Source organism: Arthrobacter sp. B055-34 (genome assembly GCF_059090425.1).
On sequence record NZ_JBNHFQ010000003.1, the window covers coordinates 275,135 to 292,753 of the forward strand.

The 17,619-nt window shown below is 64.6% G+C and carries 16 protein-coding genes; 13 read left to right on the top strand and 3 right to left on the bottom strand.

Annotated elements, in window-relative coordinates; all coding sequences use genetic code 11:
• Positions 1-75: 75 nt before the first annotated feature.
• Both AC5RWO_RS07170 and AC5RWO_RS07175 read right to left on the bottom strand, forming a co-directional pair.
• Positions 76-972 carry an RNA polymerase sigma-70 factor gene (locus AC5RWO_RS07170; RefSeq protein WP_498730500.1) on the bottom strand — a complete coding sequence of 299 codons (897 nt, stop codon included), beginning with the start codon at positions 970-972 and terminating at the stop codon, positions 76-78.
• Between the two features lie 25 nt (positions 973-997).
• Positions 998-2,197, bottom strand: a complete 1,200-nt coding sequence (locus AC5RWO_RS07175; protein ID WP_498730502.1) for an NAD(P)/FAD-dependent oxidoreductase — start codon at positions 2,195-2,197, stop codon at positions 998-1,000.
• A gap of 309 nt (positions 2,198-2,506) precedes the next feature.
• Between AC5RWO_RS07175 and AC5RWO_RS07180 the strand changes: the two genes are divergently transcribed.
• From AC5RWO_RS07180 to AC5RWO_RS07220, 9 genes are all read left to right on the top strand, one after another.
• Complete coding sequence (locus AC5RWO_RS07180; RefSeq protein WP_498730504.1) at positions 2,507-3,316, top strand: TetR family transcriptional regulator C-terminal domain-containing protein; 810 nt, start codon at positions 2,507-2,509, stop codon at positions 3,314-3,316.
• Positions 3,313-4,200, top strand: coding sequence for a beta-keto acid cleavage family enzyme (locus AC5RWO_RS07185; RefSeq protein ID WP_498730506.1), 888 nt, complete (start codon positions 3,313-3,315; stop codon positions 4,198-4,200). Before AC5RWO_RS07180 ends, AC5RWO_RS07185 begins: the two co-directional genes overlap by 4 nt.
• Before the next feature lie 5 nt (positions 4,201-4,205).
• Positions 4,206-5,177, top strand: coding sequence for a 3-hydroxyacyl-CoA dehydrogenase NAD-binding domain-containing protein (locus AC5RWO_RS07190; protein WP_498730508.1), 972 nt, complete (start codon positions 4,206-4,208; stop codon positions 5,175-5,177).
• Complete coding sequence (locus tag AC5RWO_RS07195; RefSeq protein ID WP_498730510.1) at positions 5,174-5,644, top strand: thioesterase family protein; 471 nt, start codon at positions 5,174-5,176, stop codon at positions 5,642-5,644. The genes AC5RWO_RS07190 and AC5RWO_RS07195 overlap by 4 nt, the downstream gene beginning before the upstream one ends.
• A 102-nt stretch (positions 5,645-5,746) precedes the next feature.
• Positions 5,747-7,276: an ABC transporter substrate-binding protein gene (locus AC5RWO_RS07200; protein ID WP_498730904.1), complete on the top strand. Its 1,530-nt coding sequence runs from the start codon at positions 5,747-5,749 to the stop codon at positions 7,274-7,276.
• Positions 7,273-8,229 (top strand): ABC transporter permease, encoded by a 957-nt coding sequence (locus AC5RWO_RS07205; RefSeq protein WP_498730511.1) that lies wholly within the window; start codon positions 7,273-7,275, stop codon positions 8,227-8,229. The genes AC5RWO_RS07200 and AC5RWO_RS07205 overlap by 4 nt, the downstream gene beginning before the upstream one ends.
• Positions 8,226-9,113 carry an ABC transporter permease gene (locus AC5RWO_RS07210; protein WP_498730513.1) on the top strand — a complete coding sequence of 296 codons (888 nt, stop codon included), beginning with the start codon at positions 8,226-8,228 and terminating at the stop codon, positions 9,111-9,113. Before AC5RWO_RS07205 ends, AC5RWO_RS07210 begins: the two co-directional genes overlap by 4 nt.
• 32 nt (positions 9,114-9,145) lie before the next feature.
• Positions 9,146-10,801 (top strand): dipeptide ABC transporter ATP-binding protein, encoded by a 1,656-nt coding sequence (locus AC5RWO_RS07215; RefSeq protein ID WP_498730515.1) that lies wholly within the window; start codon positions 9,146-9,148, stop codon positions 10,799-10,801.
• Positions 10,802-10,809: 8 nt separating this feature from the next.
• Complete coding sequence (locus AC5RWO_RS07220; protein WP_498730516.1) at positions 10,810-11,973, top strand: serine hydrolase domain-containing protein; 1,164 nt, start codon at positions 10,810-10,812, stop codon at positions 11,971-11,973.
• Positions 11,974-12,018: 45 nt separating this feature from the next.
• Here the strand turns inward: AC5RWO_RS07220 and AC5RWO_RS07225 are convergent, their stop codons facing one another.
• A complete protein-coding gene (locus AC5RWO_RS07225) occupies positions 12,019-12,399 on the bottom strand; it encodes a VOC family protein (RefSeq protein WP_498730518.1) in 381 nt (126 codons plus the stop codon).
• Between the two features lie 110 nt (positions 12,400-12,509).
• Between AC5RWO_RS07225 and AC5RWO_RS07230 the strand changes: the two genes are divergently transcribed.
• The 4 genes from AC5RWO_RS07230 (at position 12,510) to phnE (ending at position 17,592) form a co-directional block, all read left to right on the top strand.
• Positions 12,510-13,916: a DHA2 family efflux MFS transporter permease subunit gene (locus AC5RWO_RS07230; RefSeq protein ID WP_498730520.1), complete on the top strand. Its 1,407-nt coding sequence runs from the start codon at positions 12,510-12,512 to the stop codon at positions 13,914-13,916.
• Positions 13,917-14,115: 199 nt separating this feature from the next.
• A complete protein-coding gene (phnD, locus tag AC5RWO_RS07235) occupies positions 14,116-15,105 on the top strand; it encodes a phosphate/phosphite/phosphonate ABC transporter substrate-binding protein (RefSeq protein ID WP_498730522.1) in 990 nt (329 codons plus the stop codon).
• A 38-nt stretch (positions 15,106-15,143) separates the two neighbouring features.
• Positions 15,144-15,956 (top strand): phosphonate ABC transporter ATP-binding protein, encoded by an 813-nt coding sequence (gene phnC / locus AC5RWO_RS07240; RefSeq protein ID WP_498730524.1) that lies wholly within the window; start codon positions 15,144-15,146, stop codon positions 15,954-15,956.
• Complete coding sequence (phnE, locus tag AC5RWO_RS07245) at positions 15,949-17,592, top strand: phosphonate ABC transporter, permease protein PhnE (RefSeq protein WP_498730525.1); 1,644 nt, start codon at positions 15,949-15,951, stop codon at positions 17,590-17,592. The genes phnC and phnE overlap by 8 nt, the downstream gene beginning before the upstream one ends.
• Positions 17,593-17,619: the final 27 nt, after the last annotated feature.

Consider the following 17,619-nt stretch of genomic DNA (forward strand, 5'->3'; position numbering starts at 1 on the left):
CAAGAAAACGGACGAGACCGTTCTCTTTGGCCCGATGAGGGTAGGGTCTCGCGGCGACCAGCCCGCGCCCCTGCCTCACCATCGTGCCAGCGCGATCTCTGCCTCCACGCCCGAGAGCTTCTCGGGGTTGCGGATGTAGTAGATCCCGGCGATCCGTCCGTCGTGGACGCTGGCGGCAAAGATGCCATCCAACTGGTCGTCCAAGGTGACCAGCAACGCGGGGTGTCCGTTGATCGTCGTGTGGTGCGCGGTCAGCACGCCGCCGGCCTTCTTCAGGCCGCCCAGGAACAGGCGCGCGACTTTGTCGGCACCACGGACCGGGTTCGGGACGGCCTGCTTGATGCCGCCGCCGTCGGCGAGTACGACGACGTCTGGCGCCAGCACGTCCATGAGCGCCTGCACGTCGCCCGTCTCGATCGAGCGCTTAAAGGCCGCGAGCACCTTTCGGGTCTCTGCCGGGGACGCCGCCTGTCTGGGACGGCGGGCCTCGACGAAGGCACGGGCTCGGTGCGCGATCTGCCGGACGGCCGCGGGCGACTTCTCGACGGCCTCGGCGATCTCGTCGTGGGTGAACCCGAACGACTCGTGCAAGACGAACACGGCCCGTTCGGTGGGGGCGAGCGTCTCGAGCACCACCATGAGCGCCATCGAGACGCCCTCGGCGAGCAGCACGTCCTCGGCGACGTCGGGGGCGGTGAGCAGCGGCTCGGGCAGCCACTGCCCGACGTAGTCCTCCTTTCGCCGCTGCAACGTCCGCAGCCGGTTCAGCGCCTGCCGGGTCGTGATCCGCACCAGGTACGCGCGCCGGTTATGGACCTGGTCGAGGTCCACGTCGACCCACCGCAGCCAGGTTTCCTGCAGCACGTCCTCGGCTTCGCTGGCGGAGCCGAGGATCTCGTAGGCCACGGTGAACAGCAGGTTGCGGTGGGCGACGAAGATGTCGGTCGCCGGGCCGGCTGATTCGTCGGTCATGATCGACCTCTCGGAGGGTTGGTTCTCAGTCTGTCAGGGTTCCTGGGATCCCGACAAGGGCGGGGGTTTCGCTGAGGAGCCGCGACCTCCGCGGATCCTGGACCAGCGTCAGACCGGCGATGAGCCGGGGCCGGTGCGCCATCATACCCAGCCCTTTCACGCTGCCCGCGCTCACGGACTCCTTGATCCGGGCGCCGAGCCGGCCGCCCACGTGGATGCCGATCGCGGTGTCGTCGCGCCGGGCGAGCTGCAGCACCCCGGCCCTTCGTCCGAGGCTGAGGCACTGGCCCGGGATCGGCGCCGAGAACGGCACGGGATCCCTGCCTGCGACGCGCCGCAGGACGGTGCCGGCCGCATGGGCGCCGAGCAGCTGCGCGGACGCGCAGCACATGCGGTAGGGCACGCCGGACGGGGTGGCCGAGTCTCCCGCAGCGACGATGTGGTCGTCGTCGACGCTGGTCAGCGTCTCGTCGGTGCGCAGTCGCCCGACGGCGTCGGTGGTCAGCCCGCTGCGGGCGGCGAGGTCCGGGACGCCGAACCCCGCGGTCCACACGGTGACCCCGCTCGGCAGCTGCCGGCCGTCGGCAAGGCGGACGGCGTCATGCTCCACGGCCGTTGCCTGCGCGCCGGTGCCCGCGAGGACGGTGACGCTGAGCCGGTTCATCTGCCGCGCGACCTCGCGCCGCGCCGCCGGATGCAGGTACGGACCGAGCTCGTCGCCGCAGACCAGCGTGACAGAGCGGCCGAGCTCGGCGAGCTCGGAGGCGGTCTCGATGCCGGTGGCGCCGCCGCCGACGACGGTGACAGGCGCCGCGGGGTCCGCGGCGAGGGCCCGTTGCAGAGCATCAGCCTGTTCGAGCGTGCCCAGCGGGTGGGCATGCTCCGCCGCGCCGGGCACAACCGGCGTCGCGCTGTGGCTGCCGACCGCGTAGATCAGGTAGTCGTACCGGGTGGTGCCGCCAGCCTGTTCGAGCGTCTGGGACGCGGCATCGATCCGGGTCACCGTGTCGACGGCGATCTGCACGGACGGCGCCAGAACCTCGGAGAGGTCGACGACCGCGTCATGCGACCCGGCGACCCGCTGGTGCAGCCGGATGCGTTCGACGAACGCGCGCCGGGGATTGATCAAGGTGATTCTCAGGTCCGGGTTCGTGCTGAGGCGGTTCGCGGCAATGACGCCGGCGTATCCGCCCCCGACGACGGCCACTTCTGTCGTGCGTGCCATGGTTCTCTCTCCCTGCGGTGTCGATTGATTGACTGGTATTCATGTGACACCGGGGAAACGGATAGTGTGACAGGCGGCGCTGCCGCTCCGATCGCTCCGGCATGGCAGGACGGTAAAGCGCGGCGTCGCCACCGCAGAGGTCGAAGAGGCGTGGAGCCCCAGAGCACGGCCCAATCCGCAAAATCGCAATTTTCTGACTTTGAGTTAGAAAGCCTTGCCATAATCGCAAACAACGCGTAGCTTCGTCTCATGACATCAAATGAGACGGAGGTCACAGAGCGCGTCCGGAAGTCCATTAGGAACTCCGGAATGGCGCAACGTGAGGTGGCACATCATATTGGCTTGGACGAGACGAAGCTTTCCAAGGCGCTCAACGGCACCCGGCGCTTCCATCCGCAGGAGCTGACCGATCTGGCCGACATTACCGGCGTTACGGTCAACTGGCTGCTGTCCGGATCCGATGAAACGCACGGGCCCTCCGTGCCGCCCCCGGCAAGGATCCTCCCGACGAAGCACCGGGAGGACAGCGAACACGCGCAGAAGCGGCGCGCCATCATCGAGGCGGCCTGGTGGTTACTGGCCCGCCGGGGCTATTCCGCGGTCCGCATTGCCGATATCGCCTACGCCTGCGACATGAGCACAGCCGCTATCCACTATTACTTCTCGACCAAGCGCGAAATCTTTGCCGAAGCACTGCGCTACTCCATCAAACTAGCCTTCGACCGCCAGATCGCCGAACTGCACTCCATCACCGATCCGGTCCGCCGGCTCAAGCGGCTGATCGAACTCCAGCTTCCCGCCGGCGAGCGCGGCAGCGCCGAGTTCTCGATCTGGCTACAGACCTGGGCCGACGTGGCGGTTGATGGGTCCGGCAAGGAGAACCACGCGCAGGGCTACCGCCGCTGGTACAAGACCGTGGAGGACGCGATCCTTCAGGGTCAGGAATCCGGCGTTTTCGTAAACATCCCCTCCGACCAGCTCGCCATGGAGCTGACCAGCATGGTGGACGGCCTCGGCATCAAGGTCCTGACCGGGATTCTGACTGCCGATCAGATGTACAGCCATATCGAAAGTTTTATTGACCGCAACATTGTCCTATCGCAAGGGAGTTCCGCATGAACCGCAAGGTCATCGTCACCTGTGCCCTGACCGGCGCCGGCGACACCACAGGTAAGAGCGAGCACGTGCCCGTCACGCCGCAGCAGATCGCCGACGACGCAATCGCCGCTGCACGGGCCGGCGCCTCGGTGGTCCATATCCATGTCCGCGATGTGGAGACGGGGCAGGGGTCGCGCGACGTAGCGCTCTACCGCGAGGTAGTCCGCCTGGTCCGTGAGAGCGACGTGGATCCTGTCATCAACCTGACAGCGGGCATGGGCGGTGACCTGCTGCTGGATCCGGGCGAACCGACAAAACAGTTGCCGGGCACGGACCTGGTCAACGCCCGCGAGCGCCTGGCCCATGTGGAGGAACTGCGGCCGGAAATCTGCACCATCGACTGCGGCTCGCTCAACTTCGGCGAGGGCAGCCAGGTCTACATCAGCACCCCGGATATGCTCCGCGAAGGCGCCGAGCGGATCAAGGAACTGGGTGTGAAACCGGAGATGGAAATCTTCGATACCGGCAACCTATGGTTTGCCAACATCATGGTCGAAGAGGGCCTGATTGCCCCGCCGCCGCTGTACCAGATCTGCATGGGCATTCCATACGGCGCACCCACCAACCCTGGCCTGCTGCAGGCCATGGTCAACATGCTGCCGGACGGCGCACAGTGGACGTCCTTCGCGATCGGACGCGACCAGCTCCCGTGGGTGGCCCAGTCCGTGCTGCTCGGTGGCCATGTCCGGGTGGGGCTGGAGGACAACCTTTACCTCAGCAAGGGCGTGAAGGCGACCAACGCCCAGCTGACCGAACGCGCGATCGCGATTGTCCATGACCTCGGTGCCGCGGTGGCTACCCCCGATGAAGCCCGCGAAATCCTGAAGCTCGAGAAGAAAGCCTGAATCCTATGACCACTGCTGAGTTCACTCCACTTGATATGAACGACGTCGACACCGTTGCCTGTGTGGGCATCGGCACCATCGGCGGTGGTTGGGCCGCGTACTTCCTGGCCCGCGGCTACCGGGTGCAGGCGTGGGACCCCTCCCCCGATGCCGAGCCGAAGCTGCGCCGGCTGATCGATGCGGCGTGGCCCGCCCTGACGGAACTGGGTCTGGCGCCGAATGCCTCGAAGGACAACATCAGCGTGCATACGGATCTGGCCGAAGCGGTGGCCGGGGCCGGATTTGTGCAGGAAAGCGCTCCTGAAGTCCTGGAGCTCAAGCGGTCCCTGCTCGCGCAGATCGATGCGGTAACAGCCCCCGACGTCGTTATTGCGTCCTCCACCTCCGGCTACGGCATGACGGAGATGGCTACCGAGGCTGCCAACCCGTTCCGTCTGGTTGTCGGGCATCCCTTCAACCCGCCCTACCTGATTCCGCTCGTCGAAGTAGCCGGCGGCGAAGCCACTTCCGCCACGGCCGTGAAATGGGCCTCCGCCTGGTACGAGCACATCGGCAAATCCGTGATCACGATGGACCGCGAGGTACCCGGGTTCATTGCCAACCGGCTGCAGGAAGCCCTCTGGCGCGAAGCACTCCACATGGTGGACAACGGCGAGGCCACGGTGGAGCAGATCGACCTGGCCATTACGGATGGCCCGGGTCTGCGCTGGCCGATCCAAGGCCCGATGCTGACCTTCCACCTTGCAGGAGGGGAAGGCGGAATGGCGCATATGCTCGACCACTTCGGCCCTTCGCTGAAGTCGCCCTGGACCCGGCTGGACGCCCCCGAACTGACTCCCGAGCTGCGCAACGCGGTGATCGCGGGATGTGATGAAGAGGCCAACGGCAGGTCCGTCGCAGAGCTGATCCTTGAGAGGGACCAAGCGATTATCGCCGTGCGCAATGTGATTGCCGCGCTCAAGGCGGACAAACCATGACGGACACGGCGGTGGCGGCCTTGCCCGCATACCGCTGCACTGTCCTGCCGGAGTGGATCGATTACAACGGCCACCTCTCCGAAGCGTTTTACGTCCTGGTCTTCGGCTTCGCAACGGACCAGGTGATGGACCGGCTCGGAATGGGCGAAGCCTACCGGCAGTCGACCGGAAACTCCCTCTACACAGTTGAAGCACATGTCCGGTACCTGGCCGAGACGGGGCTGGATGCGGAACTGACAGTCACCACGCAGATCGTCGGCGGCGGAGCGAAGAAGCTCCACCTGGCGCACGAGATGCGCACAGCGGGGAAGCTCATCGCCACCGAGGAACTGCTGGCCTTGCATGTGGACCAAGGCAGCGGCAGAAGCAGCGCGTTCCCCAATCCCGTCCTGGAGAGCATCAGCAGATACCGGGCCGGCCTCGACGATGAGGCGCCGGACTGGATCGGCAGGACCGTCAGCTCCTAGCCGTTCCCCTCTGAGAAAGAAGGATCCGTGGAAGCATCCCCCATGCGCAGCCTGCCCTCCGGCGGGCCAGCGCTCCATCCGACCCGGCGCCGTGTGCTGGGAATGGGTCTGGTGATCGGCTTGGGTGGGCTCTTGTCCGCCTGCGGCGCCAGCCAGACCTCAGTAATCGCCGCGCCCACAGGACCGCCGCAGCCTGGCGGCCGCCTCCGAGTGGGGCTGGCAGGGGGCGGAGCGGCAGACAGCCTCGACGCCCACTCATCGGTCAGCACCACCGATATCGCCCGGGTAGTGAACCTGTACGAGTCCCTGGTCTACCGGGACGAAAACTACGAACTCAAACCCCTGCTGGCCACCAAGGTCACGCCGTCTCCCGACGCCCTGGTGTGGACGGTGGACCTGCGTCCAGACGTCCTGTTCCATGACGGCCGGCCGGTAACCGGAAAGGACGTAGCCGCCAGCTTCAAGCGGATCACCAACCCGGATGATCCCAAGAGCGGCGCTGCAGCCCTGGCCATCCTCGACGAAGTGGTCATCGTTAACGACCATCGAGTGGAATTCCGGCTCAACAGTCCCAACGCCGCGTTCGACGACGCATTGGGCCAGTACACGCTGGGAATTGTCCCCGCGGACTACGACCCGGCCAACCCGGTGGGCACAGGGCCCTTTAAATACAAGTCCTTCGCACCGGGACGCAACAGTGTCTTTGTGCGCAACGAGCATTATTGGCGGGACAACGAGCCCTACCTGGACGAACTGGAAATCCTGAACTTCAGCGACGAAGACGCCCTGATCAATGCGCTCCTCTCAACCCAAGTGGACGCCATCGGCCAGATCCCGCTGGCATTGCTGGAGGTCATCGACGCCGATCCCCGGATCAGCATCCTTGAATCGGAGACCGGCGCGTGGATGCCTTTCACCATGCGGGTGGACCGGACGCCTTTTGACGATAACCGGGTCCGCGAGGCATTCCGGCTGGTGGTTGACCGCCAACAAATGATTGAGCAAGTATTGAGCGGCAACGGCAGCCTCGGCAACGACATGTATTCCCCCTTCGACCCGGGGTATCCCTCCCACCTGCCGCAGCGAGTCCAGGACATTGCCCGGGCTAAGGAGCTTCTCGTCGACGCCGGTTATCCGGACGGGCTCACGGTCGAATTGGTAACCGCGCCTATCCAGTCCGGCGCCGTGGAAGCCGCACAGGTCTTCGCCCAGCAGGCGGCCGCGGCCGGCATCACCGTGAAGATCCGGCAAGTGGACGTCACCACGTTTTTCGGTGACGGCTACCTGCAGTGGGACTTCGCGCAGGACTTCTACTACACCCGGAATTACCTGCCGCAAGTCAACGCCAGCACGCTGCCAACCTCGCCCTTCAACGAGACCCACTGGGACCATCCCGAGTTCACCGCGCTCGTGAAAAAGGCAACGGGCACCGTGGACCCGCAGGAACGCAACGCGCTCATCGCGCAGGCGATGGAGATCGAATACAACGAGGGCGGCTACATCATCTGGGGCCACGCAAACCAGGCAGATGCGTACCAGCAGTATGTTGCCGGCCTGGTGCCGAACCGCACTGGTCTGGCCCTCTCAGGATTCGAATTCCGCCGCGTCTGGCTAGGAGGCAACGCGTCATGACCCCGATCATCCTTCGCAGGCTGGGCACCAGCGTGCTCATCCTGCTCGCCGTATCCATACTCGTCTTCGTCGCAACCCTGCTGTTGCCCGGCGATCCGGCGCAGGCGATTCTGGGCCAGCAGGCCACGCCGGAACGGCTCGCCGCCCTGCGCGAGCAGATGAACCTTAACGACCCCGCGTGGCAGCGGTACCTTTCCTGGCTCGGCGGCCTGGTCACCGGCGACTTTGGTGTCTCCGCAGCATCCGGCGGGCCGGTCACGGACCTGCTCGGCGAACGCATCGGTGCCTCGCTGGTCCTCTTGGCGGCAGCCGGACTCATCAGCATCCCCGTGGGCCTTCTCGTGGGGACCTACAGCGCCCTTCGCCAGGGCCGCACCGGAGACCACGTGGTCACCGGCACGAGCCTAGTACTGGCCGCGCTGCCCGAGTTCGTCATCGGCATCGCGCTGATCACGCTCTTCTCCACCACGGTGTTCGCCATCCTGCCGTCGGTCACGATGGCGCCGCCCGGAGAACCCGTGTGGAATTATCCGCTCCAACTGGTCCTGCCCACTATGACCCTGGTCCTGATGGTTACGCCGTACATCGCCCGGATGATGCGGGCGACGATGCTGGAGGTCCTCGACTCCGGTTATGTGGAGATGGCCCAGTTGAAGGGCGTCCCCGAGCGGCAGGTCATCCTGCGCCACGCCCTGCCGCACGCGCTCTCCCCCGTGGCCCAGGTCATCGCCATCCAACTGGCATGGATGGCCGGCGGAGTTGTGGTCGTCGAGTTCCTCTTCCGCTACCCCGGCATCGGGCAGGCATTGGTGGACGCAGTAACCAACCGGGACGTCCAGGTGGTTCAGGTGCTCTCCGTCCTGATCGCCGCGGTGTACATCATCGTGAACCTGCTGGCCGACGTCGTCGGTATTCTCACCAATCCGAAACTACGGACAGGGGGCGCGCGATGAGCGTCATTGATACACCCCAGGCCATTGCCCGCGAAGTCGAAACCCCGCCCGGTCTCCTCCGCCGGCTGTTCCGTCAGCGGCAGGCAAAGATCGGCATCGCGCTGACCGCCTCCGTCGTGCTCCTGGCCCTGCTCGGCCCGCTGCTGCTGCCCTGGGCTACGGGCCACACCAGCACGGAGTTCACCGGCCGCCCGTTCCAGCCCGACGGGGTCTTCGGCACCGACAACCTGGGCCGCGATGTGCTCTCCCGTTTCCTCGACGGCGGACTGAGGCTGCTCATGTACGCCGGCCTGGCTACCCTGCTCGGCATGTCGCTGGGCGTGTTGACAGGCATGACCGCCGCCTATCAGGGCGGCCGCGTGGACAGCATCATCATGCGGTCCAATGACGTCTTGCTGGCCCTGCCGCAGCTGGTCTTCGCGCTGCTGGCCATTACCGTCCTCGGTCCGCAGGGGTGGGTTCTGGTGGCGGTCATCGGTATCACGCACGCACCCCGGATTGCCCGGGTCACGCGTTCGGCGACGGTGGACGTGATCACCGAGGACTTCATCCGGGCCGCCGAAATGTATGCGGTACCGAAATGGAAGATCCTGGCCCAGGACGTACTGCCCAACATCACCGGTCCGCTGATGGTGGAGCTCGGCCTCCGGATGACGTACTCCATCGGGGCTGTAGCCTCGCTTTCCTTCCTCGGACTGGGTATGCAACCGCCCACCGCGGACTGGGGCCTGATGATCAATGAGAACCGCATTGCACTGGTGCTCGAGCCTTGGGGCGTGCTGCTGCCGGTGCTGGCCATTGCCGTGCTCACGGTGGGCACCAACCTCATAACCGATTCCTTGGCCCGCGCCGCGGCCAACTCCAGCGTGGGAGCAAGCAAATGAGCACTTCGGTCTAGGAAGACACAACGATAACGATGCCCGTCCTCAGCGCGGAGGAATTGCGGATTGCCACCACCTCGGGCGACGAAATCCTGCATGGCGTGTCCTTCGAGCTTCGCCCCGGTAAGGTCCTGGCCCTAGTGGGGGAATCCGGGTCCGGCAAGACAACTGCGGGATTGGCCTGCATGGGCCACTTCCGCCAAGGACTGGTCAACACAGGTGGAACCGTCCGGCTCGCCGGCGCCGCCGAGACAGTCCTGGATGGAAATATCCTTGATCTGCCTGAGTCCGCCCGCCGGAAACTGCGTGGGGGCGCCATTTCCTATGTCCCGCAGGACCCCGCACTCTCCCTTAACCCGGCCATCCGCATCGGCGACCAGATCCTCGAGGTACTGCAGGTCCACGGTTACGGCTCCTCGGAGGCGGACCGGCGCACGCGCACCGCCGAGGTGTTGGCGGAGGTAGGCCTGGAAAATGATGCGTCGTACCAGCGCCGGTATCCCCACCAGCTCTCCGGCGGACAGCAACAGCGGGTCGGCATTGCCATGGCATTCGCTTGCCGGCCTGCCGTGATGGTGCTGGACGAACCGACCACGGGACTGGACGTCACTACACAGGCGTTGGTCCTGGCCACCATCGCCCAGTTAGCCGAACGGCACAACGTTGCCGGGCTCTACATCACCCACGATCTGGCGGTGGTCGCCAGAATAGCGGACGACGTCGTTGTCATGCTCTCCGGCGAGGTGGTGGAGAAGGGACCCACCTCCCAGGTGCTCTACCAACCACAACACGCTTACACCCGCAAGCTGCTGGCGTCCGTGCCGGATCTGGCCGGCAAACGGCGGCTTGGCCGGGTTGCGGCCATCACCGGCGAGCAGCCCGTGGTTGACCGGCAACTTGCGGAAGCCCGCCCCGCCCAGGCGGCACCTGCGGCGCGTGAGCGGAAGCTGCTGGAGGTTGCGGACCTGCGGCTGGCGTACGGCAGCAACCAGGTATTGGACGGCATCAGCTTCACGCTGGGCCAGGGCGAATCCATGATGCTGCTCGGCGAATCCGGCTCCGGCAAGACAACGCTCTCGCGCTGCGTCGCCGGCCTGAATGACGACTACGCCGGCAGCGTGCGTCTGAACGGCGGTGATCTTGCGGCGGGCACCCGTGCACGCACTGCAGAGCAGCGACAGAGCATCCAGTACGTGTTCCAGAGCCCGTTCTCCTCACTGAATCCGCGCCGCACCATCTGCGAGTCCGTTGAGATGCCCCTGCAGATGTCGGGCAAGATGGGCCGCAAAGAACGACGGCGGCGGGTACGGGAAGCGCTCGACCAGGTCCGCCTCGGTGAAAGCTACCTGGACCGGCGTCCGCGCGACCTCAGCGGTGGCGAACGCCAGCGTGCAGCCATCGCCAGGGCCCTGGTCAATGCACCGTCCCTGCTGGTCTGTGACGAGGTCACCTCGGCACTCGATGTGTCCGTCCAGGCGTCCATCATCGACCTGCTCCGCAGCCTGCAGCATGAATCCGGCATGTCCATGCTCTTTGTCACGCACAACATCGCGCTGGCACGGCATATCTCGCAACGGATGGCGGTCCTGCAAAACGGCCGGCTGGTCGAGCTGGGTTCCACGGACAACGTGATGAAAAATCCGCAACACAGCTACACCCGCGAACTGCTGGCCAACGTCCCGACCTTCTGAGGATCATTGTGGAAATACCTTTTGAAAGCAATAACGACGGCGGACTGGCCGCCGCTGGCTTCGCACGGCTTCAGGAAACGTTCGCCAACCACCTGCAACGCTCGCAGGGAGGAATGGCGTTCTGTGTCTACCGGGACGGCGAACCCCTGGCGCGCTTCTACGGCGGCAGCACGATAAAACGCGGCACGCCCACCGCGGCCGTGGAGGAGGGCTGGAGCCCTAAGACCCTCGCAGTCATGTTCTCCGGCACCAAGGGTGTGGTCGCAACCGTCGCGGCGATCCTCGTGGACCGCGGGCAGCTCGATGTGCGCCGACCCGTGGCCGATTACTGGCCAGAGTTTGCAGGCGGAGGCAAGCAGGACGTGCGCGTGTACCACCTGCTCAACCACACCGTGGGGCTCCCCTACGTGGACCCGGAGCCGCCGGGCGAAGAGAGCCAGTACGACAATGTCGGAAACTCGGCAGCACTGGCCGCGCAGACCCCATTGTGGGAGCCGGGCAGCAAGGTTGCCTATCACGCCACAACCTACGGCTACCTGATGTCCGAGCTGCTCCTGCGGGCCACCGGCAAGAGCGTTGGGGAGCTGATTTCCGAACTCATCAGCACCCCGTTGGGACTGGATATCTTCCTCGGGTTGCCCGAGGAACTCGACCCCAGGCTCGCCACCATCTTCCGCTCCGAGAGCTACGCCATCAGTACGTACCTCCAGGACCCCGAACGCCGCAGGATCGTCGATCGGATGTACAGGAACCTGCTCGCCGAGGACAAGGACCCGTTTAACAGCGTGGCCATGCGCCGCGGGCAGCTGGCGGCCGGCGGCGGTATCGCCACCGCCGACGCGATGGCAAACCTGTACTCCCGTCTGGCAAGTCCTGAAGGTTCTCTGGTCTCCGCCGAGGCGCTGCGGGAGGCCACCCGGACGTGGTCCGAAGGCGTGGATGCCATCAACGACCGGCCGCTGAGGTTTGGCCTCGGTTATGAGCTGGCAGATCCCATCGGGACCTACGGGCCCGTGGCTCCTGCGTTCGGACATTCCGGCGCGGGCGGCGGGCTCCACGGCGCCTGGCCCGACAAGAACGTCGGGTTCTCCTTCCTGACCAACGAGATGTTGGCCGAGAACCAGGACACCAGAGTCAAGGACCTCCTGAAGGAGCTGGCACAGCTGGTCTGAAGTCAGGGGCTAGCTCGCGCCTTACGCGGAAACGAGCGCCAAAACTCAGTCTGGACGGACGACGGTGAGGCAGAAGGGATGCCCGACGGGATCGACCAGCACCCGCCACTGGTTAGGAGCGGGCTGGTGCTCCGCCTCCATGGCGCCAAGCGCAAGAGCACTCGCGACGGCGGACTCCAGCTCGCTGACTGCAACATCCAGGTGGAACTGCTGGTGCTGCGGACCTTCCGGCCAGGAGGGCGGAACATAGCTGTCCACCCGCATCAACGTGAGCATGGGACCTGCTCCAGAGAGTGCGACGACGCCGCGGTCCGGAGTGGCGAATGCTTCCTCTAGGCCCAGCAGGCGCGAGTAGAAGGTTGCGAGCAGCTCGGTGTCCGGGCAGTCGAGCGAGATGGATGCCAGTTGTCCTACGCGTTCAGTCATGACCATAAGTTAGCAGGCTGGATTCGCGAATCCTCGCTAGAGTTGGGGCAGCGCTTTGCCACGGCCTCCCGGTCCGCGGCTCCGGCAGTGGGTCCGAAAGCGAGGCAGGAATGAACAAGCGTTCCCGCACGGAGCGCAAGGCAGCCGTCCGCCTCGATCCTGCGCTCCGCCCGGTGCTGTGGGTCGCGATCCTGGCCTCGTTCGTGGCGTTCCTGGACGGCGCGATTATCAACGTTGCCCTGCCCGCAATGACGGAGGATCTGGGCGGTGGGCTGGCGCTGCAGCAGTGGGTTGTTGATGCCTACCTTCTGACCCTGGGCGCCCTCATCCTCATTGCAGGCTCCTTGTCCGACGGGTTCGGCAGGGTCCTTATACTCCGGCTGGGCCTGGTCCTCTTCGGCTTGGCGTCCCTGGCCTGCGCGCTGGCGCCAACCGGCGGCGTACTGATTACAGCACGTGCGGTCCAAGGTCTCGGCGGCGCCTTGCTTGTGCCCAGCTCCCTGGCGCTGATCATGTCCTCCTACAGGGATGCAGCCAAGGGCCGAGCCATCGGGTTATGGGCCGGCTGGACAGGTACCTCTGCCATCGCGGGGCCATTGCTCGGCGGACTCCTGGTTGACCTGTTTAACTGGCGCTGGATCTTTGCCATCAACGTGCTCCCCATTGCCGTCACCCTGGTAATTCTCGGGCGGCTCAAGGGACAGCCTTCTACACAAAGCCGGCCGCTGGATGTGGTTGGCGCCGTGCTGGCCGCGGCCGGCTTGGGCGGGACGGTCTTCGCGCTGATCGAGCAGCAACGGCTTGGCTGGAGCCATCCCGGTGTCGTTGGTTCCCTGGCCGTGGGAGTTGTCTCCTTCACGGTCTTCCTCTGGTGGGAAAACCGCACCGCGCATCCGATGATGCCGCTGCGGTTGTTCCGGATCCGCAACTTCGGCATCGGCAACATCGCCACGGCGTTCATCTACGCCGCGCTGTCGTTGGGCATGCTGGTGCTAGTCCTGTTCCTTCAGCAGGTCGCCGGGTTCTCCGCAACCCAAGCCGGGCTGGCCACCCTCCCCGTTGCCATATTGATGCTGCTGTTATCCGGCACCATCGGGGGCCTGGCAGGGAGGTTCGGTCCGCGTATCTTTATGGCGGTGGGTCCCCTGGTGATCGGTGCCGGTTATTTGATGATGACGGCCGCGCGAATCCCGGTGGACTTCTGGACACAGCTACTGCCAGGTCTGCTCGTATGCGGGCTGGGCCTTGCCATCACGGTTGCCCCGCTGACCTCCACCATCCTCTCCGCTGTAGGTCCGGGCGAGAGCGGAATCGGTTCCGCCATCAACAACGCAGTGTCACGCATCGCCGGGCTGATCGCTGTGGCATTCGCCGGCGTGATTCTCGGGGCCGTACTCGACGGCGACGGCTTCCGCCGGGTACTCGTGGTCGTCGCCATCCTCGCTATCGCCGGAGGCCTCGTCTCGGCTTGGGGCATCCGCAACCTTCCGGCAGAGGCCGGATCAGTCAACGAGTAGGCACTTAGTCAGTCTCAGGGCTGTAGGAAAAAAAGCGTTGCCATTCTCCTATGACCGTTGACATTCTCAACGAATCTTGCTTCACTTGTGATTCACCGCACAGAACGTTCCTAATTGCCTCCACAAATAGGCGGCAGTTTTGTGTTTGATCGGCAACATAACTGATGTCTAACAACAACGACTCTTAGAAAGCGCAACCATGATGCGGAAAGCACTGAAGATTTCCCTCGCCGCCATCGCAGTCGGCACCCTGGTCGCAGGTTGTGGCCAAAGCCCGAATGCCCGGGGCAGCGACGACTCGTCCGATATCCAGGAACTCGTATTTGCGGCAGTTCCCAGTGAGGAAAGCCAAGAACTCGAAGAATCCTTCGCTGCGGTCATCAAGGCGCTTGAAAAGGAAACAGGTTTACCGGTCCGGTTCGAAGCCGTCAGCAGCAATGCCGGCGTCGTCGAAGCCCAGGTAGCCGAGCGGGTGGATATAGCCGTCTACGGAGCCTTCAGCTACTACCTCGCCAGCGGGGTAGCGGACGTGACCCCGGTGGCCGTGGACCAGCGCGAGCCTGGCGGCGAATCCGGCGTCGAGTCGTACGGGATAGTCCGGAGTGACACTCCCACTATCGCCAGCCTCGAGGATGCGCAGGGCAAGAATGTGTGCTTCACCGATCCCGCTTCCTCTACGGGATACCTCTCTCCGTCGGCCGGCCTAATTGAGGCAGGTATCGATGTCGAGAGCGGCGTTGAAGCGATCTTTGCAGGCGGCCATGACACCGCCGTGACATCGCTCTTGGCGGGAGACTGCGATGTTGCGTTCGCCGCCGCCACGTTCGTCGATGAACTGCTCCCCGCCCGCGGAGCCCTCAAGCCGGAAGAGGTAAACAAGATTTGGACTTCGCCGGTCATCCCCGGGCCGCCAGTTGTGGTGGGTAATTGGCTCCCGGAGGACCTGCAGACGAAGATCACCACGGCACTGACGAAGTACGACGCTGTCACTGCTGCGGAAAACGGATTCTGCGAAGGTGCCGAAACGGAAGCACCCGAGACTTGGGGCGAGTTCGCAGGCAAGCCTTCCTGCGTCTGGGGCGGAACGGCAGCGTTCGCCTTTGTCCCGACAAACGACGAAGCCTACGAACCGATCCGCGAGATCTGCGAGATCACCAAGGCCGAGGTCTGCACGGCGGAACAGCAGTGACCGGCGCTCACGCCGCAACCACAACACAAGGATCACGCATGCTGAACGTACATACCACCCCCACGCCTGCACCGCAGGGACAGCGAGAGCCGAGCATCGTCCTGCAGAACGTAGCCAAGAGCTTCGCGGGGAACCATGTTCTGACGGACGTCAGCCTCTCAGCATCCCCCGGTGAGTTTGTGGCACTTGTGGGACCGTCCGGGGCGGGAAAGTCAACGCTCCTGCGCCTCATCAATGGCATCCACCATCCCGATACGGGGACGGTGGGCGTCCTCGGCACCACGCCCAGCGAGTGTAGCCGGAGGGAACTGCAGGCTCTGCGCACCAAGATCGGTTTCGTGTTTCAACAGTTCGGTCTCGTGGGACGACTGACCGCCTTGGAAAACGTGCTCATGGGTACGCTGGGTAGGCTCAAATTTCCTCGCTACGGCATTTCCACCTATCCGCAAAGCCTGCGCATACAGGCGGCCGGGCATTTGGAACGCGTTGGTCTGCTCGACCAGCGGTTCCAGCGCTGTGACACGCTTTCCGGCGGACAGCAGCAGCGGGTGGCAATTGCACGGACGCTGATGCAGGAAGCGGAAATTGTCCTCGCGGATGAACCTGTGGCGTCCCTGGACCCTGCTGCCAGCTTGTCTGTGCTGTCCATGCTCAAGCGGATCAGCGCCGAGGATGGCTTCACGGTAGTGTGCAGCCTTCACCAGGTGGACCTCGCCCTGCAGGTTTCTGACCGGATTGTTGCGCTCAAGAACGGGTCGATGATGATGGATCAGCCAACTGCCGCGACCACGGAGGAAATGATCCGCCGCGTGTACGCTTCCGACTCCACGGCTGGGGACGGCAATGCCTAGCGGCATCCTCGAGACCCCGGCAAAGAACAGCGTGCCCGTTCCGCCGCAACAGTTGCGGCCGCGCAGGAGCATTGCGGTCTGGGTTATCCCGATTGTTTATGTTGGAGCCTCCCTCTTCGGGCTCTGGTGGATGGGCGTCTCCCCTTCCTCCTTACAGGATGGATTCGGTGACATTGGGCGACTGCTCTCCCGCATGGTCCCGCCCACCACCGGGGCCGTCCCGGATCTGCTCACCCTGCTGGTCCAGACACTTTTGATTGCCATCGCCGGCACGGGGTTGGCCACCATTGCCTCCATCCCGCTGGCCGCCGCGGCATCCAGCAGATTCACGGGTCCGCGCGTCGTCCAATGGGCGGCCCGCCTGGTTATCGTCCTCACGCGCGCCGTGCCGACCCTGATCTTCGCCATCATCTTCGTCCGTATCTTCGGCCTCGGGCCGATGGCCGGCGGCCTGGCTGTGGCCTTCCACTCGGTGGGAATGATCGGCAAACTGATGACCGACATCTTTGAGGAACAGGACGCCACGGCTTCCGAGGCCGTAAGCGCCACCGGCGCATCGCGGCTGCGGACTTTCGTCGCCACCACGTTCTCCCGCGCGCTGCCCTCCATTACCGGCGTCGTCCTTTATCGTCTGGACATCAACATCCGCGCCTCGGCGATCCTCGGCATCGTTGGAGCCGGCGGCATCGGCGTTGCCCTGCAGACCGCGATCGGCAGCCTGAATTACCCCCGCGCGGCCGGCATCGTGCTCGTCATCATCGCTGTTCTGCTCATCCTGGAGGTCGTGTCGGTCCGGTTGCAGGTAAAACTCTCCGAACACGCGCGGGAGAGCAGCCGTTCCCAGCTCTTCGTGCCCGGCCGTGCCGTTCACCAGCCCGGTTGGGACCGCTCCCGAATCTCACGGGCGGTCCTGGGTTCGTCCGCGCTGCTGGTATTCCTTTACGCACTCTGGTCTCTTGAAGCAGATCTGGAGCGGATCTCCCGATCCCTGCCGTCCGCCGTCGAACTCGTCACAGGCATGTTCCCGCCGGAGTTCTCCACGGCCATCTTCCTGGGCGTCTTCGAGAGCGTCCTCATGGCAGTTACCGCCACTACCGTGGGTGTCCTGATCGGTCTGGTCATCGCGGTACTGTCTACAGATCTGCTGGTGCGTATAACCCCCTTAGCTATCGGACTGCGTGGACTCACCGTCCTCATGCGCGGTATCCCGGACATCATCTACGCACTGATCTTCGTGGCAGCTCTCGGTCTCGGCCCGTTCGCCGGATTCCTCGCATTGTCCATTTCGTGTACTGCGCTGGCCGCCAAATTCTTCACCGATTCGCTGCAGAACCTCAACCCGGCGCCTCTCAAAGCGCTGGAGGCCACGGGTGCAAACAGGCTGCAGGTTTTCATTAGCGGCGTCTGGCCACAGTTCGTGCCGTCGTTCCTGGGCAATAGCCTCTTCACTTCCGACCTTGCGCTCCGCGAGTCTGCCGTGCTGGGCATAGTCGGGGCGGGCGGAATCGGCTTCCTGCTCCACGAATCAGTGGCGACACTCAGCTATGAAACAACCAGCGCCATCCTCATCTCCCTGATTGTGGTGGTCCTTGCCATCGAATCCGCCGCGCGGTGGATCCGCAGCCGGGTCCTCTGATGGTTCGCCCCGCTTCAGGAAATACGA